The organism is Acinetobacter sp. YH1901134, assembly GCF_013416965.1.
Taxonomy (GTDB): domain Bacteria; phylum Pseudomonadota; class Gammaproteobacteria; order Pseudomonadales; family Moraxellaceae; genus Acinetobacter; species Acinetobacter amyesii.
Window position 1 is genome coordinate 22,046 of sequence record NZ_VPEW01000016.1, and the last position, 17,999, is coordinate 40,044.

Annotated in this window: 17 protein-coding genes; 6 read left to right on the top strand and 11 right to left on the bottom strand. The window is 37.3% G+C overall.

From position 1 onward, the window contains the following. Positions 1–9: 9 nt before the first annotated feature. Genes ribE through glmS form a run of 6 tightly spaced genes read left to right on the top strand, consistent with a single transcriptional unit; the run spans position 10 to position 5,608 of the window. Complete coding sequence (ribE, locus tag FTV50_RS14085) at positions 10–480, top strand: 6,7-dimethyl-8-ribityllumazine synthase (protein WP_111885509.1); 471 nt, start codon at positions 10–12, stop codon at positions 478–480. Between the two features lie 4 nt (positions 481–484). Then, complete coding sequence (gene nusB / locus FTV50_RS14090) at positions 485–934, top strand: transcription antitermination factor NusB (RefSeq protein WP_180024787.1); 450 nt, start codon at positions 485–487, stop codon at positions 932–934. A gap of 20 nt (positions 935–954) precedes the next feature. After that, the gene (thiL, locus tag FTV50_RS14095; RefSeq protein WP_180024788.1) at positions 955–1,872 is read left to right on the top strand and encodes a thiamine-phosphate kinase; all 918 of its coding nucleotides are present in this window, start codon (positions 955–957) and stop codon (positions 1,870–1,872) included. 22 nt (positions 1,873–1,894) lie between these two features. Next, entirely contained in the window at positions 1,895–2,371 is a 477-nt protein-coding gene (locus FTV50_RS14100; RefSeq protein WP_078194116.1) for a phosphatidylglycerophosphatase A, read from the top strand. 21 nt (positions 2,372–2,392) lie between these two features. After that, a complete protein-coding gene (gene glmU, locus FTV50_RS14105; RefSeq protein WP_180024789.1) occupies positions 2,393–3,757 on the top strand; it encodes a bifunctional UDP-N-acetylglucosamine diphosphorylase/glucosamine-1-phosphate N-acetyltransferase GlmU in 1,365 nt (454 codons plus the stop codon). Positions 3,758–3,769: 12 nt separating this feature from the next. Further along, complete coding sequence (gene glmS, locus FTV50_RS14110; RefSeq protein WP_180024790.1) at positions 3,770–5,608, top strand: glutamine--fructose-6-phosphate transaminase (isomerizing); 1,839 nt, start codon at positions 3,770–3,772, stop codon at positions 5,606–5,608. 60 nt (positions 5,609–5,668) lie between these two features. Here the strand turns inward: glmS and FTV50_RS14115 are convergent, their stop codons facing one another. The 11 genes from FTV50_RS14115 to FTV50_RS14165 all read right to left on the bottom strand — a co-directional run bounded on the left by FTV50_RS14115 (position 5,669) and on the right by FTV50_RS14165 (position 17,976). Then, positions 5,669–7,543, bottom strand: coding sequence for a nucleoside-diphosphate sugar epimerase/dehydratase (locus tag FTV50_RS14115; protein WP_180024791.1), 1,875 nt, complete (start codon positions 7,541–7,543; stop codon positions 5,669–5,671). Positions 7,544–7,670: 127 nt separating this feature from the next. Beyond that, complete coding sequence (locus FTV50_RS14120; protein WP_180024792.1) at positions 7,671–8,840, bottom strand: DegT/DnrJ/EryC1/StrS aminotransferase family protein; 1,170 nt, start codon at positions 8,838–8,840, stop codon at positions 7,671–7,673. Positions 8,841–8,872: 32 nt separating this feature from the next. Then, positions 8,873–9,526, bottom strand: coding sequence for an acetyltransferase (locus FTV50_RS14125; protein ID WP_180024793.1), 654 nt, complete (start codon positions 9,524–9,526; stop codon positions 8,873–8,875). Further along, positions 9,526–10,131 carry a sugar transferase gene (locus tag FTV50_RS14130; protein ID WP_180024794.1) on the bottom strand — a complete coding sequence of 202 codons (606 nt, stop codon included), beginning with the start codon at positions 10,129–10,131 and terminating at the stop codon, positions 9,526–9,528. Before FTV50_RS14130 ends, FTV50_RS14125 begins: the two co-directional genes overlap by 1 nt. Continuing rightward, positions 10,128–11,372, bottom strand: coding sequence for a glycosyltransferase family 4 protein (locus FTV50_RS14135; RefSeq protein ID WP_218950749.1), 1,245 nt, complete (start codon positions 11,370–11,372; stop codon positions 10,128–10,130). The genes FTV50_RS14130 and FTV50_RS14135 overlap by 4 nt, the downstream gene beginning before the upstream one ends. After that, a complete protein-coding gene (locus tag FTV50_RS14140) occupies positions 11,362–12,483 on the bottom strand; it encodes a glycosyltransferase (protein WP_180024795.1) in 1,122 nt (373 codons plus the stop codon). Before FTV50_RS14140 ends, FTV50_RS14135 begins: the two co-directional genes overlap by 11 nt. Beyond that, the gene (locus tag FTV50_RS14145) at positions 12,480–13,769 is read right to left on the bottom strand and encodes a hypothetical protein (protein WP_180024796.1); all 1,290 of its coding nucleotides are present in this window, start codon (positions 13,767–13,769) and stop codon (positions 12,480–12,482) included. Before FTV50_RS14145 ends, FTV50_RS14140 begins: the two co-directional genes overlap by 4 nt. Next, positions 13,762–15,048: an oligosaccharide flippase family protein gene (locus tag FTV50_RS14150; RefSeq protein ID WP_180024797.1), complete on the bottom strand. Its 1,287-nt coding sequence runs from the start codon at positions 15,046–15,048 to the stop codon at positions 13,762–13,764. Before FTV50_RS14150 ends, FTV50_RS14145 begins: the two co-directional genes overlap by 8 nt. A gap of 3 nt (positions 15,049–15,051) precedes the next feature. Continuing rightward, positions 15,052–16,137, bottom strand: coding sequence for a DegT/DnrJ/EryC1/StrS aminotransferase family protein (locus tag FTV50_RS14155; RefSeq protein ID WP_180024798.1), 1,086 nt, complete (start codon positions 16,135–16,137; stop codon positions 15,052–15,054). Then, positions 16,130–17,029, bottom strand: coding sequence for a UDP-3-O-(3-hydroxymyristoyl)glucosamine N-acyltransferase (locus tag FTV50_RS14160; protein ID WP_180024799.1), 900 nt, complete (start codon positions 17,027–17,029; stop codon positions 16,130–16,132). Before FTV50_RS14160 ends, FTV50_RS14155 begins: the two co-directional genes overlap by 8 nt. Next, a complete protein-coding gene (locus tag FTV50_RS14165) occupies positions 17,029–17,976 on the bottom strand; it encodes a Gfo/Idh/MocA family protein (RefSeq protein WP_180024800.1) in 948 nt (315 codons plus the stop codon). The genes FTV50_RS14160 and FTV50_RS14165 overlap by 1 nt, the downstream gene beginning before the upstream one ends. Positions 17,977–17,999: the final 23 nt, after the last annotated feature.

Genomic DNA, 17,999 nt, shown 5'->3' on the forward strand with positions numbered 1-17,999 from the left:
GAGGTTGCTATGGCAGTTCGCCGTATTGAAGGTATGTTACATCTCGCGAACGAAGACCGTTATGCGATTTTAGTTGGTCGTTTTAATAGCTTTGTTGTTGAACATTTGCTAGAAGGTGCCGTTGATACATTGAAACGTCATGGCGTATCAGAGGATAATATCACTATTGTTCATGCACCGGGTGCTTGGGAACTTCCAGTGGTTGCAAAGAAACTTGCAGCTTCAGATCGTTTCGATGCCATCATCGCGCTTGGCGCAGTGATTCGTGGTAGCACGCCTCACTTCGATTTTGTTGCTGGCGAATGTGCCAAAGGTTTAGGCGTTGTTGGTTTAGACACTGGCTTACCAGTAATTAATGGTGTATTGACTACGGATAGTATTGAACAAGCGATTGAACGCTCGGGTACAAAAGCAGGTAATAAAGGTAGTGAAGCTGCCTTGACTGCTATTGAAATGGTTAACTTGTTAAAGGCTATTTAACGCTATGTCGCAAACACTTCAAGCAACTTATGCAGCAAAACGTAAAGCACGTCGCTTTGCTGTACAAGGAATTTATGAATGGCAAATGAGCCGCAATCCTGTGCATGAGATTGAAGCACGTACGCGTGTGGAAAATGCCATGCACAAGGTCGACCTCGGCTATTACCACGAGTTATTGACCGAGGTTGTTGCCAATCATGAAGCATTGGATGCGCTTTTAATCCCTGTACTCGATCGCGAAGTTGAAGCCTTAGATGGCGTTGAACTTGCAACCCTTCGTTTAGGCTCGTATGAACTCAAAGAACACCTTGAGATTCCTTACCGTGTCGTACTCGATGAAGCGATCGAGTTAGCTAAACATTTTGGCGGTGCAGACAGCCATAAGTACATCAATGGTGTATTGGATCGTTTAGCGACTACATTGCGTGCAGCAGAAAAGCAACAAGCTAATTAATTTATTAAGTAGTACGTTGTATGGCTGAGTTCTCTATCATTGATACCTATTTTAATCGTCACAGCAGTAGTGCTGTCGATTTAGGAGTCGGTGATGACTCAGCCTTGCTCACCCCTCCTCCACAGCAACAATTGGTCATCTGTGCCGATACTCTCGTTGCTGGACGTCATTTTCCTCTCGACACCAACCCACATGCCATTGGCTGGAAATCTGTAGCCGTCAACCTTTCTGACATTGCTGCAATGGGCGCCAAACCGCATAGTATTTTACTGGCATTAAGCCTACCCCAAATTGATCATGACTGGCTCAAAGGCTTTAGTCAGGGTTTATATGATTGTTGCGATCAATTTGGTGTGAGTTTAATTGGTGGTGATACCACACAAAGTCCTCATCTGACGATTTCAGTTACAGCCCTCGGCTGGGTAGAATCAGGACAAGCTGTCCCACGTTCAGGTGCCCAAGTCGGTGATTATATCTGCGTCAGCGGACAAGTCGGTGATGCTGCATTTGGCTTAAACCATTTAGGTCATCGCTTACAACGCCGTTTAGATTATCCCACACCACGTTGCTTATTGGGCCAACAGCTCAAAGGCTTAGCCAACAGTATGATTGATGTCTCTGATGGGCTCGCACAAGATTTAGGACATATCCTCGCTGCTTCACACGTCGGTGCAGAAATTGAATTAGATCAACTTCCTATCGATCACGATGTAAAACAATTACAACAAGAAAAGCAGTGGCAATACGCCCTCGCGGGTGGAGATGACTATGAGTTATGCTTTACAATAAGTCCGCAGAATTATCAAAAACTTCTGCAACTAAAATTAGATGTAAACATTAGTAAAATCGGTCAAATCACCCCAAATTTGGGAATCCGTTATAACAACCACGGTGTGGACCAAGTCATAAAATTTAAGGGATACCAGCATTTTGCATAAGCCAGCCATTAACTTTAAATCCATGTCTTGGTTTAACCGAGTCATCGCCTTTTGTGGCGTGGGATTTGGCTCGGGTCTTGCACCCAAAGCACCGGGCACCTTTGGCTCTGCTTTTGCTTTGTTGTTTATTCCAGGTTGGCTTGCAATCGGCTTTTTCAACTCCATTATAGTCATGATCATCATGTCGATTATTGGGATCTATATTTGCGGTCAAACCGCCAAAGTCATGGGTGTTCATGATGATGGCCGCATCGTATGGGATGAATTTGCCGGTCAGTCCATTACCTTCCTCCCAATTTTATATCTTGGGCAAATGAGCTGGACTTGGGCATTGATTGGTTTTGCTTTATTCCGTTTATTTGATGTCTGGAAACCGTGGCCTATTCGTGTCATTGACCGTCAAGTCGGTGGTGGCTTTGGCATCATGTTTGACGATATTATTGCGGGCCTTTGGGCTGCGCTTTGCATCTGTATTTATTTTTATATTTTGTCTATGTAATAGAAACACCTAGGATTAAACATGTCTACTAGCGTTATTATTCTTGCTGCAGGTAAAGGGACACGTATGCGTTCTCGTTTACCCAAAGTATTACAACCACTCGCAGGACAACCTTTACTCGGCCATGTCATCAACACTGCGAAAAAATTAAATGCAGAAGAAATAATTACCATCTATGGGCATGGCGGTGAAATGGTTCAAAACGCGTTTGCACATGAAAATGTCAAATGGGTTGAACAAGCAGAACAATTGGGTACAGGCCATGCAGTCAAAGTGACTCTCCCTGTCCTAGCAAAAACTGGGATTTCTTTGATTCTCTCAGGTGATGTGCCTTGCATCACTGAAGCAACATTACAAAAATTACTGGATGTTTCGACTCATACTGGCATTGGTTTAGTAACCCTAACGGTTAATGATGCGACAGGTTATGGTCGTATTGTACGTGAAAATGGCAAAATTCAAGCCATTGTTGAACACAAAGATGCCTCTGAAGAACAACGTAAAATCAAAGAATTTAATACCGGTATTTATGCCGTAAGTAATGCTAAATTGCACGAATGGTTGCCAAAATTAAGCAATAATAATGCGCAAGGTGAATATTACCTGACCGATATCGTTGCCATGGCAATTGCTGACGGTCTCGAAGTGGCATCTGTTGAACCAGAACGTGCTTTTGAAGTGGAAGGTGTCAATGACCGCGTACAATTGGCTGCATTAGAGCGTGAATTTCAAAGTTTCCAAGCCAAACAACTGATGCAACAAGGCGTTCACCTGATTGATCCTGCCCGTTTCGACTTACGTGGCACACTGACTGTCGGTCAAGATGTCCGTATCGATATCAACGTAATTATCGAGGGTGATGTTGAACTCGGTGATAACGTTGAAATTGGTGCAGGTTGTATCATTAAAAACTCCAAGATTGCGGCAGGCACTAAAGTTCAACCATATAGCGTTTTTGACAGTGCCATTGTTGGTGAAGACGCTCAAATCGGTCCATTTGCACGTTTACGCCCTGGCGCAAAATTAGCTGCAGAAGTACATATTGGTAACTTTGTTGAAGTTAAAAATACCACTGTCGGGTTAGGCTCAAAAGCCAACCACTTCACCTATTTAGGTGATGCAGAAGTCGGTGCAGGTTCAAACATTGGCGCAGGCACCATTACCTGCAACTATGATGGCGCAAACAAATTTAAAACCATTATCGGTGACTCAGCCTTTATCGGCTCAAATAGCTCATTAGTCGCTCCTGTCACCATTGGTCATGGTGCAACAGTGGGTGCTGGCTCAACCATTACACGTGACGTGGCAGACAATAGCCTTGCGGTAGAACGTTCGAAGCAATTTGCCAAAGAAAACTATCAACGTCCCCAAAAATTGAAGAAATAAGAGGATTAAATTATGTGCGGTATTGTCGGTGGCGTTGCAGAACGTAGTATTACCAATATTTTAATTGAAGGCTTAAAGCGTCTTGAATATCGTGGATATGACTCTGCGGGTTTAGCGCTGATTAATAAAGGCCATGTTCTACGTGAACGTCGCGTAGGTAAAGTTGCAAATCTTGAACAAGCCGTTGAAGAAGCAGATATCGCAGGTTCGGTCGGTATTGCACATACGCGCTGGGCAACCCATGGTAAACCAACTGAAAATAACGCCCATCCGCATATTTCAGGCAATGTGGCTGTTGTTCATAACGGTATTATTGAAAACTATCAAGAGCTTAAAGATGATCTTGAAGCGCTTGGTTATGTTTTTACCTCACAAACAGATACAGAAGTTGTTGCACATTTAGTCAATGACGCTTTAAAAAGCACCCCGAGTCTTTTAGAAGCGGTTAAAAGTGTGGTGCCTCAACTCAAAGGTGCTTATGCACTGGGTATCGTACATACAGACCATCCTGATGAATTAATCACGGTGCGTGAAGGTTCACCTCTCGTGATTGGTGTCGGTATTGGCGAGAACTTTATTAGCTCGGATCAATTGGCACTTTTACCAATTACCAACCGTTTTATCTACCTTGAAGAAGGTGATATTGCACGTTTGACACGTAATACTATTGAAGTATTCGTCGATGGTAAATTGGTGAATCGTCCAATCAAAGAGCTTGATGCGACTGTAAGCAATGCTTCAAAAGGTGAATATAAACACTATATGCTCAAAGAAATTTATGAGCAGCCTGAAGCGATTAAGCAAACGATTTCACAAGCATTAAATGGTAATGCGCTTCGTGATGATTTCCTTGCCAATGCAGTTCAAGATTTCAGCCAAATTCAACAAGTGCAAATCATCGCATGTGGTACCAGCTACCATGCCGGCATGATTGCCAAATATTGGTTTGAACAACTGATCGATGTACCTTGCCAAGTCGAAATTGCCAGTGAATTCCGTTATCGCTCGCCTGTGATTGTGAATAACACACTGTATGTTTGTATTTCTCAATCAGGTGAAACGGCCGATACTTTAGCTGCACTGCGTGATACGCAAAAACGTGCAGCAGCGAAAAGTTTAAATATCACCACCATGACCATTTGTAACGTGGCAACCTCGTCGATGGTACGTGAAACCAACTACAGTTTGTTAACACTCGCAGGCCCTGAAATTGGTGTTGCGTCGACTAAAGCCTTTACCACACAGCTTGCGGCATTGATGCTATTAGTATTGAAAATTGGTCAAATTAAGCAAAGCATTTCAACTGACCGTGTCTCTGAAATTATTGCAGCGCTTTGGCATACACCAAAAGTGATTTTAGATACTTTACAAAATAATGCTGAGATTCTACGTCTATCAGAATTATTTGTTGAAAAAAATCACTGCCTATTCTTGGGTCGTGGAACTGAGTTCCCTATCGCACTTGAAGGTGCTTTAAAACTTAAAGAGATTTCATACATCCATGCAGAAGGCTACGCGGCTGGTGAATTAAAACACGGTCCATTGGCACTGGTAGATAATGATATGCCTGTGGTGATTCTTGCTCCACAAGATGACATGTTAGATAAGCTCAAATCCAATATGGAAGAGGTTCAAGCACGTGGCGGTGAGTTATTTGTCTTTGCAGATGAAAATAGCGGGATCAAAGCGAAAGATCGTCAACACGTGGTTTATGTACCAAGTATGAATGAAATCTTGGCGCCGATTGTGTATAGCATTCCAGTTCAACTGCTCTCATACCATGTTGCAGTGCTGCGTGGAACAGATGTCGATCAGCCACGTAACTTGGCGAAGTCTGTAACGGTAGAATAATACCCCAATGTAAAAAAGGAGCCTCATGGCTCCTTTTTTACATTCATAAACTAAAAAATATTAATTGACCTGAATTTCTTTGCCACGTTGATAACCATCAACATAGAACTCCAATTGCTCCAATGCCCAATTAACATCGGCTTCAATTGCAGTTAAGTTATAAATTCGCTCAAAAATAGGCAATAACTGTTCTAAAGGATAATGTTTTTCAAATGAGCGGAGAATACGACTATGATCCGTCACTTGAGTATCTTCCTGATCAATCAATAACTCTTCATACAATTTCTCACCAGGACGTAGTCCAGAATAGCGAATTGCTATATCGCCAATATCTGTTCCTTCTTCACGAACTTTTAAACCACTTAAAGCGATCATTTGACGTGCTAAATCCTGAATTCTAACAGGTTCTCCCATATCTAACAAAAATACATCACCACCTGTGCCGAGAGCTCCAGCCTGAATAACCAATTGTGATGCTTCGGGTATTGTCATGAAGTAACGAGTGACATCAGGATGTGTAACGGTAATCGGGCCACCTTTGGCAATTTGCTGTTTAAATAAAGGTACGACCGAACCTGAAGAACCTAGAACATTACCAAAACGCACAATACTAATTTGTGTTTGATTTTGCGCCTCAGCCATTGCTTGGCAATATAGCTCTGCCATTCGCTTCGAAGCACCCATCACATTGGTTGGGCGGACTGCTTTATCAGTTGAAATCAATACAAAGGTTTCCACGCCTTTTTTAACAGCTGCATTTACACTAAAAGCTGTACCCACAGAGTTATTTTTTAATCCTGCTAAAGGATTACATTCAACTAAGGGGACATGTTTATAAGCTGCTGCATGATAAACGGTTTGCACGTGGTATTGTTCAATGACTCGCTCAAGTTTAGCTTCATCTAATACTGTTCCTAAAATTGGAATAATTTCAATATTACAATTCAGACGTAGCTCTTTATCAATGCTATATAGTGCAAACTCAGTGAGTTCAAATATTACTAATTTTTGCGGGTGGTTTTTAATAATTTGCCGACACAACTCCGACCCAATTGAGCCTCCTGCTCCTGTTACCATTACAACTTTATTATGAATATTTTTAGCGAGCAGCTCAGGAATAGGTGGAACAGGATCTCGACCTAATAAATCAATAATATCAACTTCACGAATATCGGAAACATGGATATCACCATCGACCAATTTCGTTAAGCCAGGAATTTCAGTAATTTTAATATGCGCTGGCTCTAAGAACTTCACAATTTCACTTTTACGTGTACGTCCTACAGAGGGTAATGCAATTAAGATTTCATCTACTTTTTCTTGATCAAGATGCTTAAGTCCTTGATCAGCATTATAAACTTTTAATCCACCAATAATTTGCCCTGTAAGTGACTCATCATCATCGATAAAAAATAATGGAAAATGCTCATCAGAACGATTTAGCATAGCCGCAATTTGTTGACCTGCATAACCTGCACCATAAATCACAATTTTTCTTTTGGGCATATTCGTCTGTAAACTAGCTCTCACGATAAAACGAATTGCGCTACGACTAAACCACACCCAAGCAAACATTAAAAAACCAAACATCAACGGAATTGAAGTGGGTATAAATGCATGACTACAATACGCTAAAGCATATAAACCTAAGATTGTTAATCCTGTAGCAATTGCTAAACGCGTAAAAAAAACCTCGTTAAATGTACGAACAATAAAATGATAAAGTCCACAAATGAGTGACATAGCTACAGCAAGAGTACTTACCCAAAGTGAGCCGAAGGCAATATTGGGAACAACTTCAGCACCTAAATTAAATTCACGTAACGCATAACAAAACCAAATGAGAACTGGAAACGCTAAAAAATCTAAAATTACTAAAAATAATTGTTTGGCGTATCGAGGAGAATTCACCAAGGGCATAATGACTGATTTCACAGGATTAGTCTTCTCTATGCTATTTATATAATTGAACTAAAAATGTTTTTAGTCGATCTAGCATTTTTAAACAAATGTAAAAATGTAAGCGAGTTCAATTATTGAGACTCGCCACACAGAAAATGAATTAAATTTTTGAAAGTACACTTTGAATTGCGTGAATTGTTGTACTTAAACTACTTTCACTTAAGGTTGGATGCACAATAAACATCAGACTAGTTTCTCCAAGTTTTTGTGCATTTGCTAAACGCTGTTCAGGGCGCCAAGGCGTTCCATCAAAAGCATGTTCTAAATAAACCTCAGAGCATGAACCACTAAAGCATGGGACACCTTGTGCCGTGATTTCATTCATAATGCGATCACGTGACCAACCTTCAGGTAAATGCTCTGGATTCACTTGAACATAACATTTATATGCTGCATGTACATATTCCTCACTTGGCTGTGAGACAGTTATATATGGTGTTTCAGCAAAGGCTGCATAGATTTTCTGCATGTTTTCATTACGGACCTTGGTCCATTCAGCCATTTTTTTCAACTGAATACGCCCAATGACTGCTTGCATTTCCATCATGCGCCAGTTGGTGCCAAACGAATCATGTAACCAGCGGAAACCTGGCGGGTGCTGCTTGTTATAAATGCTGTCAAAGTTTTTACCATGGTCTTTGTATGACCACATTTTTTTCCATAAGGCTTCGTCATTAGTGGTAACCATGCCGCCTTCACCGCCAGTGGTCATGATCTTATCCTGACAGAAAGACCATGCACCAATATGACCAATAGAACCCGCAGATTTCCCTTTGTATTTTGCGCCGTGTGCCTGTGCACAGTCTTCAATAACATAAATGCCTTTATCGTGCGCTAGCTGCATGATTGGATCCATATCACACATCCAACCCGCCAAATGTACACAGATAATTGCTTTAGTATTTGGTGTTAAAACAGCTTCAATTGTACGCGCAGATATATTTTGCGAATCTAACTCTACATCTGCAAATATAGGGTTTGCACCAGCGGTCACAATAGAGCTTGCAGATGCTAAGAACGTACGTGAAGTCACAATCACGTCATCTTCTGCCCCAACACCCAAAGCTTTTAATGCGACATCTAGTGCCACCGTACCGTTTGCCAAAGCCACGGCATATTGAGTTTCTGCAAAAGCGGCAAATTCTTTTTCAAATTCACGGCATTCTTGACCCGTCCAATAGTTTACTTTATTTGACAGTAATACTTTGGATACAGCATCTGCCTCTTCTTGCGTAAAGCTTGGCCACGGTTCAAATGCAGTGTTTAACATATCTATTTCCTAAATTGATTTTTTAAAAATCTTTATTTCTTCTCTAAAATTCGGGCTGGATTACCTACAACAGTAACACCTGCGGGAACACTTTTGGTCACGACTGCGCCCATACCAACCACAGCACCTTTACCAATCACTAATGGTTTATCTGGGGTACCTTGTTTGATCACCGCACCAGTACCAATATAGGCATGATCTTCAATGTGAATATTGCCATTGCATTTTACACCTGGGGCAAAAGTAACATAGTCACCAATAACGCAATCATGCGCAACATAGCTATAAATGTTGGCATGGAAGAATTTACCAATTTTAATATTTGAAGTAATACATGTAAAAGGACACAGTAGACTGCCTTCACCTATTTCAACTTCATCTAGAATAACCGTATTCGCCGCTTGAATTTCTAAATGTTGAACATTGTCCTGATTTAAACGAGCCACCAATTTTTCACGTACTAGGCTATTTGCGATTGCAATTGTCACATGTTTATCGGTTTTAGAATCATTGATAAAATCCGTGTAGCTCAGTACTTTATATCCGTTTAAATCTGTATTTGCTTGACCGTCATCAATAAATACAAAATGTTCTTTATTTAATTCAGTAAATTGCGCACGTACTAGAGGCATAACCTCTTTACCAAAGCCGCTTGCACCATAAACACCAATCAATTTATTCGACATTATTCTTTATCCTTATGTTTCGATCCTGTAAAGCGAGTCATGGTTGCCTCACCTTCTGCACTAATGTCATCTTTAGCAATAACCTTTTGCACAGTTTTCAACATGATTTTAAAGTCGAGCCAGATGGACTGGTTTTCAACATACCATGTGTCTAATTTGAATTTTTCTTCCCAGCTAATGGCATTACGTCCATTCACTTGTGCATGACCCGTCATACCTGGACGCACATTATGGCGCTTTGCTTGTTCTTCATTATATAAAGGCAAATATTCCATAAGTAATGGACGTGGGCCAACCACACTCATATCACCTTTTATGACATTCCAAAGCTCTGGCATTTCATCCAAACTGGTTGAACGCAGCATTTTACCAAATGGCGTCAAGCGCTCGCTATCGGGTAGCGGATTACCTTGTGCGTCTACTGCATCTTTCATGGTACGGAATTTAATCATTTCAAATGGCTTACCATTGAGCCCTGGACGAACTTGACGAAACAACACCGGTGAACCTAGATTTTTTTTCACTTTATAAGCAACGTATGCATATAAGGGGGAAAGGAGAATAAGTGCAATAGTGGCTATAATAATATCAAGCAATCTTTTCATTTATTCTTATCACTTTGCAAAACAATACTTTCAATTTTTGTGGCTATTTCCATATAACTTAAATTCTCAAGAACAAATTTTTTGCCCCGTTCACCCATTTGTTGTCGCTCATTTACAGGCAACTGAGATAATTCTAAAATGGCATCTGCAATTAATTGCGGTTTTTCTGCATCAATGCTTATACCAGCATTTGCTTGCCGAACGAAATCACCAGCGCCCGAATATGAATGGATAATTGGTTTTCCAGAATATAAATATTCTGGAAGTTTATTTGCAGCAATTCCCAATCTATACATTCTGTGATTGAGCCAACCTATATAACATGCATCGAATTTTTCAAGAATGCTTTGTATTTGTTTTTTTGGTATTGAGGAAATAAAAGTCACATTAGTCAGATTTTTATCAGTAACATGCTTTTCTAATCTTGCTTTTTCCTTTCCATCCCCAACTAATACAAAATGAATAGAAGGACTATTTAAAAGAAGCTCTGCTGCATCAATCAAATAATTCATTGCATTAGCTGTTCCCAACGTACCAGTATAACCAACAATGAACTTATCTTTGGGTATTTTATTTAATACTGTTATATCTATAGCTTCTCTATTTTCAACTTCTGGTAAAGAAATACCGTTCGGAATCCAATGAAATTTCGTATATTCTAATCCTCGCGATTGCATATGTTCAATCGCATTAAAAAAATTAGAAAAAGCAAAGTCTGCTCTTTGGTATGCCCTATCTTCTATCCATTGTAAAAAACGTACAAACGGATGTTTTTTTGAATATCCCCCTATCTCCGTTAAAGTAAGAGGCCAAGGATCTCTAACCTCAAAAATATAAGGAGTTTTAAAATAGCTTGCTAAATAACTTGCACCGAAATAACTTATGAGCGCAGGTGAAGAATGCAGAATGACATCTGGAGTATCTTGAATAATATTTTTTAACTTTCTTATTTTATATGAAAAAATAAATTCATTAATTATTCGCTTTTTATCATGGGCACCATCATACTTAGGCAAGTTAACCCAAATAAAAGTAAAATTAGTTTCTCTTTCTTCAAAGAGAAACTCTTCATCAAATATCTTAGGACTTCTTAGTAAATGACTATAAGAACCAGCAATAACATAGACTTTATGTCCTATCTTAGCCAATTCCTGAGCAATATAATAATGTCTCCCCCCCATAGCTGTTTCAGGGGTAGAGCTATATTGATTAATAATCCAAAAAGTTTTTCTATCTAGCATTATTTTTACCAAGGATATCATCATAAAAGTTAAATAATTTCTCTTCTTCATTCGCCCAATTATATTTTTTTAAAACGAAATCTCGACCAGATTGACCAGCTTTTAATGACTCCTCCTTATTTAATAAGTAAAAATCAATTGCTTTAGCAATTTGAAGTGAGTCTAATGGATCTACAAATTTCCCACTTTGAGAATCATTGATAATTTTTTGCCATAAAGGAAAGTCAGATGAAACCACTGGCATACCAGAGCACATATATTCAAACATTTTAATTGGCATAGAATTTAAGTAACTATCTGTAGGGTGTAACGTAACTAAGCCAAGACATGAAGTTTCCATTATGTTTCTAATACCAGTTCGGTCAACATAGCCTAAAAACTTTACTTTATTCCATCCTGGTAAAGACTTTACTTCAGCCTCTAAATTACTATCGGAAAAATTACCTGCTATGACTAATTGACAATCAGCTTCAGTTAGTTGAATAGCCTTAACCATTTCAACAATACCGCGGACTCGAGTAATACCACCCACATAACATATTTGATTTTTAATTCTTTTTGATTCAGATATATCTGCTAATTCCTCTAACTTTGGATAATTATTAATATCTTCTGTTCTAGGGTTAATTGCTAAAAATTTTTCTTTAATAATTGGTTCAGCAGCAACAATAATTCCATCCAATTTTGAACAAGCATATTGTTCATAATATTTAACAGTCATTGACAATAACGATCTAAAAATTGGATGCAAATAGTGCTTAGACTTTATTTGATTAGGTAAATCTTCATGAGCATCAAAAATGACCTTTTTTCCAAGTTTTTTTAATTTTAGGCCAATAGGTATTAACTCCGGATCATGTAAGTGATATATATCAGCATCAACAAATTTTGCCTTTTCAAAAACAGCTTGTGTTGCTTTTAACATACGATTTAAACGGCCATTGAATTTTCCAACATCATGAATTTGAATACCATTGATTATTTGATCACCGTTACCATCTGCAACAATTAAATTAACTTGATATTTTTTCGCTAAAGATGAGCACTCTTTAACAAAAATTCTGACATCATATCTTGGATGAACGGATGTAAGATGCGCAATTTTCTTCATTTTTGATACCCATTATCATTCGAAGTGCGAACTAAAATTAAAATAAATATAGAAACTAATAAACCATGAGTTAACAGCGTTGTGAATAAATCAGATGATAAAAAAACGTTCCTAATCGGTATAATAAGCAAACATATACAAAACCAATTACTACCAATTTTTTCAGACAAGTAATCACAAAACTTTAAAATATATGAAAGGATTAAAACATAAATAAGAACACCAACATAACCAAACTGAGCATAACCACTACTTATAAAGCCATTGTTTGCATTTGTTCCTGATCCCAGATAATTACCAACCTCTTTCGAAACACCCTCTGGATATATTTCTGGAAGAAAACTTTTAAAAATTGAGTTTGACCAATAGTTAAATGAATGATTTGAAAAAAATTCAAAATAATTAAATGTTAAAAAAGCGGGAACAAAAAAAGTACGCCTAATAAACATAGATGGTAAAATTGAAATTGGATTATAAAAAGATAAAACCAACATCCCACCTACCATTATAGAGAGCAACAAAGGCAGTATAGATAGAGCTTTAGTACTTGAAAAATAAAAATAAATAATGTAAATCATTAAAGGAGCAAATAAAATAGATTTATGTGCATTTACCCCAAAGAAAAAAGTCTGAATTACACATAAAACTCCAAAAAAAAGATAATTTTTTTTCAGTAATGCGTAACACATTAACGCAACTGTAAAAATTTGATAAACCCAAGAATTCAAATATGCTAAAAAACCAACATTAGTTAATTCAGCATTAATCTCCCTAAACTCATAAACCTTACTTAAATCTAAATTAAAATTATTCACTGCACCAGAAATAACATACCAAAAAATTAAATAACCTATTAATGCAAATGAAACATATTTTAATATTATCGGGCCATTTTTTACATTAGCAACTCTAACCACTTTAAAAAATTTAAAATTACAATATAAATAAATTAAAATATAGCTTAAAAAAACAACAATAACTGTTGAATAACTATAAATAGCATTAAAAGATATAAATGTTAAAAGAGGGAATATTGCAATATGCAAGAAGAAGCAGATGAAAAAATCTGATGGCTTATTAATAACTTTTGATGAAAAAAATAATCCAACAAAACATAAAATCCAACTTAATATATAAGTCGAATAATCAAAGTTATTTAAAAAACCTGAATACTCAAAATATTTTCCAACATATAAAACATAAGATAGGTCTAAAATTATTTTCCAAATAATAGAAAATAACAAATATGCATATTTACTCTCTAAAAAGTAGAATAATTTATTCATTAAAATATCTCTTATTATCAATATCTTTCAGTATGTATAAAATTAATACTAAATATATTAGATAAAATATAAACCCACTCAATGCATAAAATTCACTTACTAAATCCTTAGAAATAATAAGTGCTATAAAAATACTGCCAACTCTTAGAAAAAACCCAATAAATTGTAAAATAAGTGCTAATCTCTGTTTCATTGCAACATGAAAAACCATCGAGACTGGCGACACTATAAACTGTATTAAAAACCATGGAGTCATCCATGCAACCAATTCCCCAGCTCTCTTCCAGTCATCACCAAAAATTAAAGAAAACCCCCAAGGTGCAATTAATCCGATAGCAATTAATGGTATAAAACCAATTTTTAGTAGCTTTAGCATACAATTTTTTGTGAATTTTGCTAATTCACCATTTTTTTTTGCATCATTTGCATGAGCATAATAAACTTGTGAAACAGCTGTCCCTATTAGGACCATTGGTATTATCATAATTTTTGAAGCTAACAATAAATACCCCGCTTCTTCCGAGGCAGCCATAATAGCAATAAGTAGCATAGGTAAGTGCACACTAGCTGTATTAAATAGAGCTTCACTTACAGAGTATTTAGGATAATCATTATATTTTTTATATGTTTGAATTATTTCTTTTGAACTATATCTTGATATTTTTTTCTTTTTACGTATTAGGCTAAACACTCCAGCACTATTATAAAAAAACTGACCCACCAACATACCGATTGATGTCATTCCCAGCCACCCTAAACTCAATTGGGAAATAACCGATGAGATCGCTTGTTCAAATTTGGTCTTAGCTATAGCCTTAAAATTTTTAGTTCGCGTACACCAAAACTTATATGCGGAGTATAGACTCGCAGAGAACACACCTATAGGTAATAACCATGTAATTTGTGAAAAATATTTACTATCAAGCCATATCTTTATGTTTTGATTATAAAAGCATAAAAAAACAAATAAGACTATTGAGAATATAAGACAATTTATAATAGATATTATAAGCAGTCTTTCTGCCTCAGCATCATTTTCTGGTAATGGGATAGCAATTTCATATCGTAAACAAGCTATTACCGAAAGTATACTCAATAAACTTGTATAAATTGCGAGTCGAGAAAAGTCTTCCGGCGCATATAATCTTGTAATAAATGGTAAAGCTAAAATTGTAATTGCATGAGCAAATGCAGTTCCACCTGCTAACAACGTAATAGACTTTAAAAAGCCCCCTTGTGCATTTAACTTTGCATTAACTTTATCAAGAAGGCTTTTCACAACTTATTTACTCAAAAGTGCCGCAATTATCTTTTCTTGAGCATCAACGGTTAAATAAGGATGCATTGGCAAACTCATTACGCGCTCAGCAATTGCATCACCAACAGGTAAGCTTACATTCTCATTTGCTACTGCTGGCTGCTTATTCAATGGAATTGGGTAATGTACCGCTGTAGGAATACCCTGCTCTTTCAGCTTAGCTTGTACATCATCACGGTTTTCAACTTGAATGGTATATTGCGCCCATGCACTCTGATTATGTGTTTCAATACATGGTGTAGTATTAACACCCGCTTCATTAAACAGTTTGGTATAGGTTTCTGCTACACGCTGACGCACTTGCATTTCTTCATCCAAAACTTCAAGTTTTGGCAAAAGAATGGCAGCTTGTAATGTATCCAAACGACTATTCATACCTACACGAATGTGATGATAACGACGGTCTTGACCATGTCGTGCAATTTGGCGAATCACTTTTGCTAGTTCATCATCATTGGTAAAAATCGCACCACCGTCCCCATAGCAACCTAAAGGCTTACTTGGGAAGAAACTTGTACAAGCCACAGTAGTTAAGTTACAACTTTTACGACCTTTATAGGTTGCACCAAAGCTTTGCGCTGCATCTTCAATAACAGGAATATTATATTTCGCTGCAATTGCATTGATTGCATCAAAATCAGCGCATTGACCGTACAAGCTTACTGGAATAATTGCTTTCGTACGCGGGGTTATCGCTGCCTCTAATTGTGCAACGTCCAAATTATATGTTTTTGGATTAACATCGACATAGACAGGCGTCGCACCCAATATTGCAACTGTTTCAGCTGTTGCAATATAGGTAAATCCGGGCGTAATCACTTCATCACCCGGACCGATACCAAACGCCATTTGTGCAATTTGTAAGGCATCGGTACCATTTGCACATGTAATACAGTATTTTGCACCGACATAAGCAGCAAGTTTTTCTTCTAACTCTTTTACCTCAGGACCTAAAATGTATTGACCATGGGTTAATACATTTTGAATACCCGCTTCAATCTTATCTTTTAAACGAGCTTGCTGAGCTTTTAAATCAATAAATTCAATCATTAGCAAGTGACCTTTTTAAATTATTTAAAAATTTTTTATGGGGTATTGCAAAATTTCCAGAAACCGTCTCACCACTCTTCACACTTCTAGTAACAACTGCCCCTAAAGTAATGAAACAATTATCCTCTAAAGTTATACGATTTGTTATCACTGCTGAAGGTCCAATCCAGACATTGTTACCTATATCAACATTACCACCTAGCATTGCATGTGCAACAATCAGACACTCTTTCCCACATTGCACACCGTGAGCATAATGTACAAAAGCATCTAATTTTGTACTTTCACCAATAATTGTCGGTCGATATGAAAACCCCTTAGCAACATGTGAATTAACACCTATTTCAACATTATTCTTAATTATAACTTCACCATTATGAGTAACAGACAAGATACCATGAAGAGTTTTTTTATGCTCAAACCCTTCACCACCCAATACTGTGCCAGCCCTCACAATTACATTATCACCAATTGTAACATCTGAATGAATTGTAACATGAGGCTCGATAATACAATTTTTACCAATTATAACCCCAAGAGGACTAATATAAGCTGTAGAATTTATTTGAGTACTTTCGTGAATAGTTGTCTCTAATCTTTTTTTATTTTTTGCTAAATAGTCAACTAAAGAAAAAAAGAACCACTTAGGGTCATCGACAATAATTACATCTATATCATCCCTAAAAGCCTTAAGCTCTGCGAGTTCTTTTGTACAAAAAACACCACGAATACTAGAATTTTGGTTTAATTGCACAATATATTTTGGATTTTCAATAAAAGATAATAATTTACCTTTTGAACAGGTTACCAATAGGCCTAATTCGTCGTAGTGAAAATCATTTTCCAATACAACATTGGTTGCCTGATAAACTAAGTCATTTGTAATTTTCATTATGCTTTGACCTTGAATAATAATGGATGTGGGTTCGCAGGGTTTTCCACAATAGGAGCAACACGAATGACTTCTACTGTTTCAATTGCTGCTCGGTTTTCTTCCACACCGTAGCCTTTGCCTTCCAAAATACGTTGATAACTCTGCGTATGTAAATCTGTAAAACCGCCTGAAAATTCTAATTCTTCATTTTCAATCGTAATACTACGGTAAGTTAGCTTTTCACCTTTTACAGCATTTGATGGCAGGTTATTTGCATCAATAGACAAGAACCAACGAACACGAGCACGTTCATATTCTAAATAGCCTGATGCTGTTTTCTCATCACGATAATGCACTTCATTTTTAACGATATCACCAAAAATGAAATGCAGCATGTCATAGAAATGCACACCAATATTGGTTGCTACGCCGCCAGATTTTTTATCTACACCTTTCCACGATTTTAGATACCATTTACCACGTGAAGTCAGATAAGTTAAATCGACATCAAATACTTTATCTGCAGGCGCTGCTTGTACTTTATCGCGTAAAGCAATAATTGATGGGTGTAAGCGTAATTGAAGAATTGAGTTTACTTTTGCACCATACTGTTTTTCATATTCAGCTAACATATTTAAGTCTTCTGAATTTAAAACCAATGGCTTCTCACAAATCACCTCAATACCATTTTTTAGGGCATATTTCATATGAGGCGCATGTAAATAGTTTGGTGAGCAAATCGCAACGTAATCTAATTTCTGACCTTTAAGCTTCTGATCTTCAACATAGGCTTCAAACTGTTCAAACTCAGTAAAAAATTCTGCCTCTGGGAAATGACTATCCATAATCCCAACAGAATCGTTTACATCCATAGCAACTACTAAATCGTTACCTGTTTCTTTAATCGCTTTTAAGTGACGTGGAGCGATATAACCAGCAGCACCGATAAGGGCAAATTTTTTCATTTATAAAACTTCTTAATTTTCAG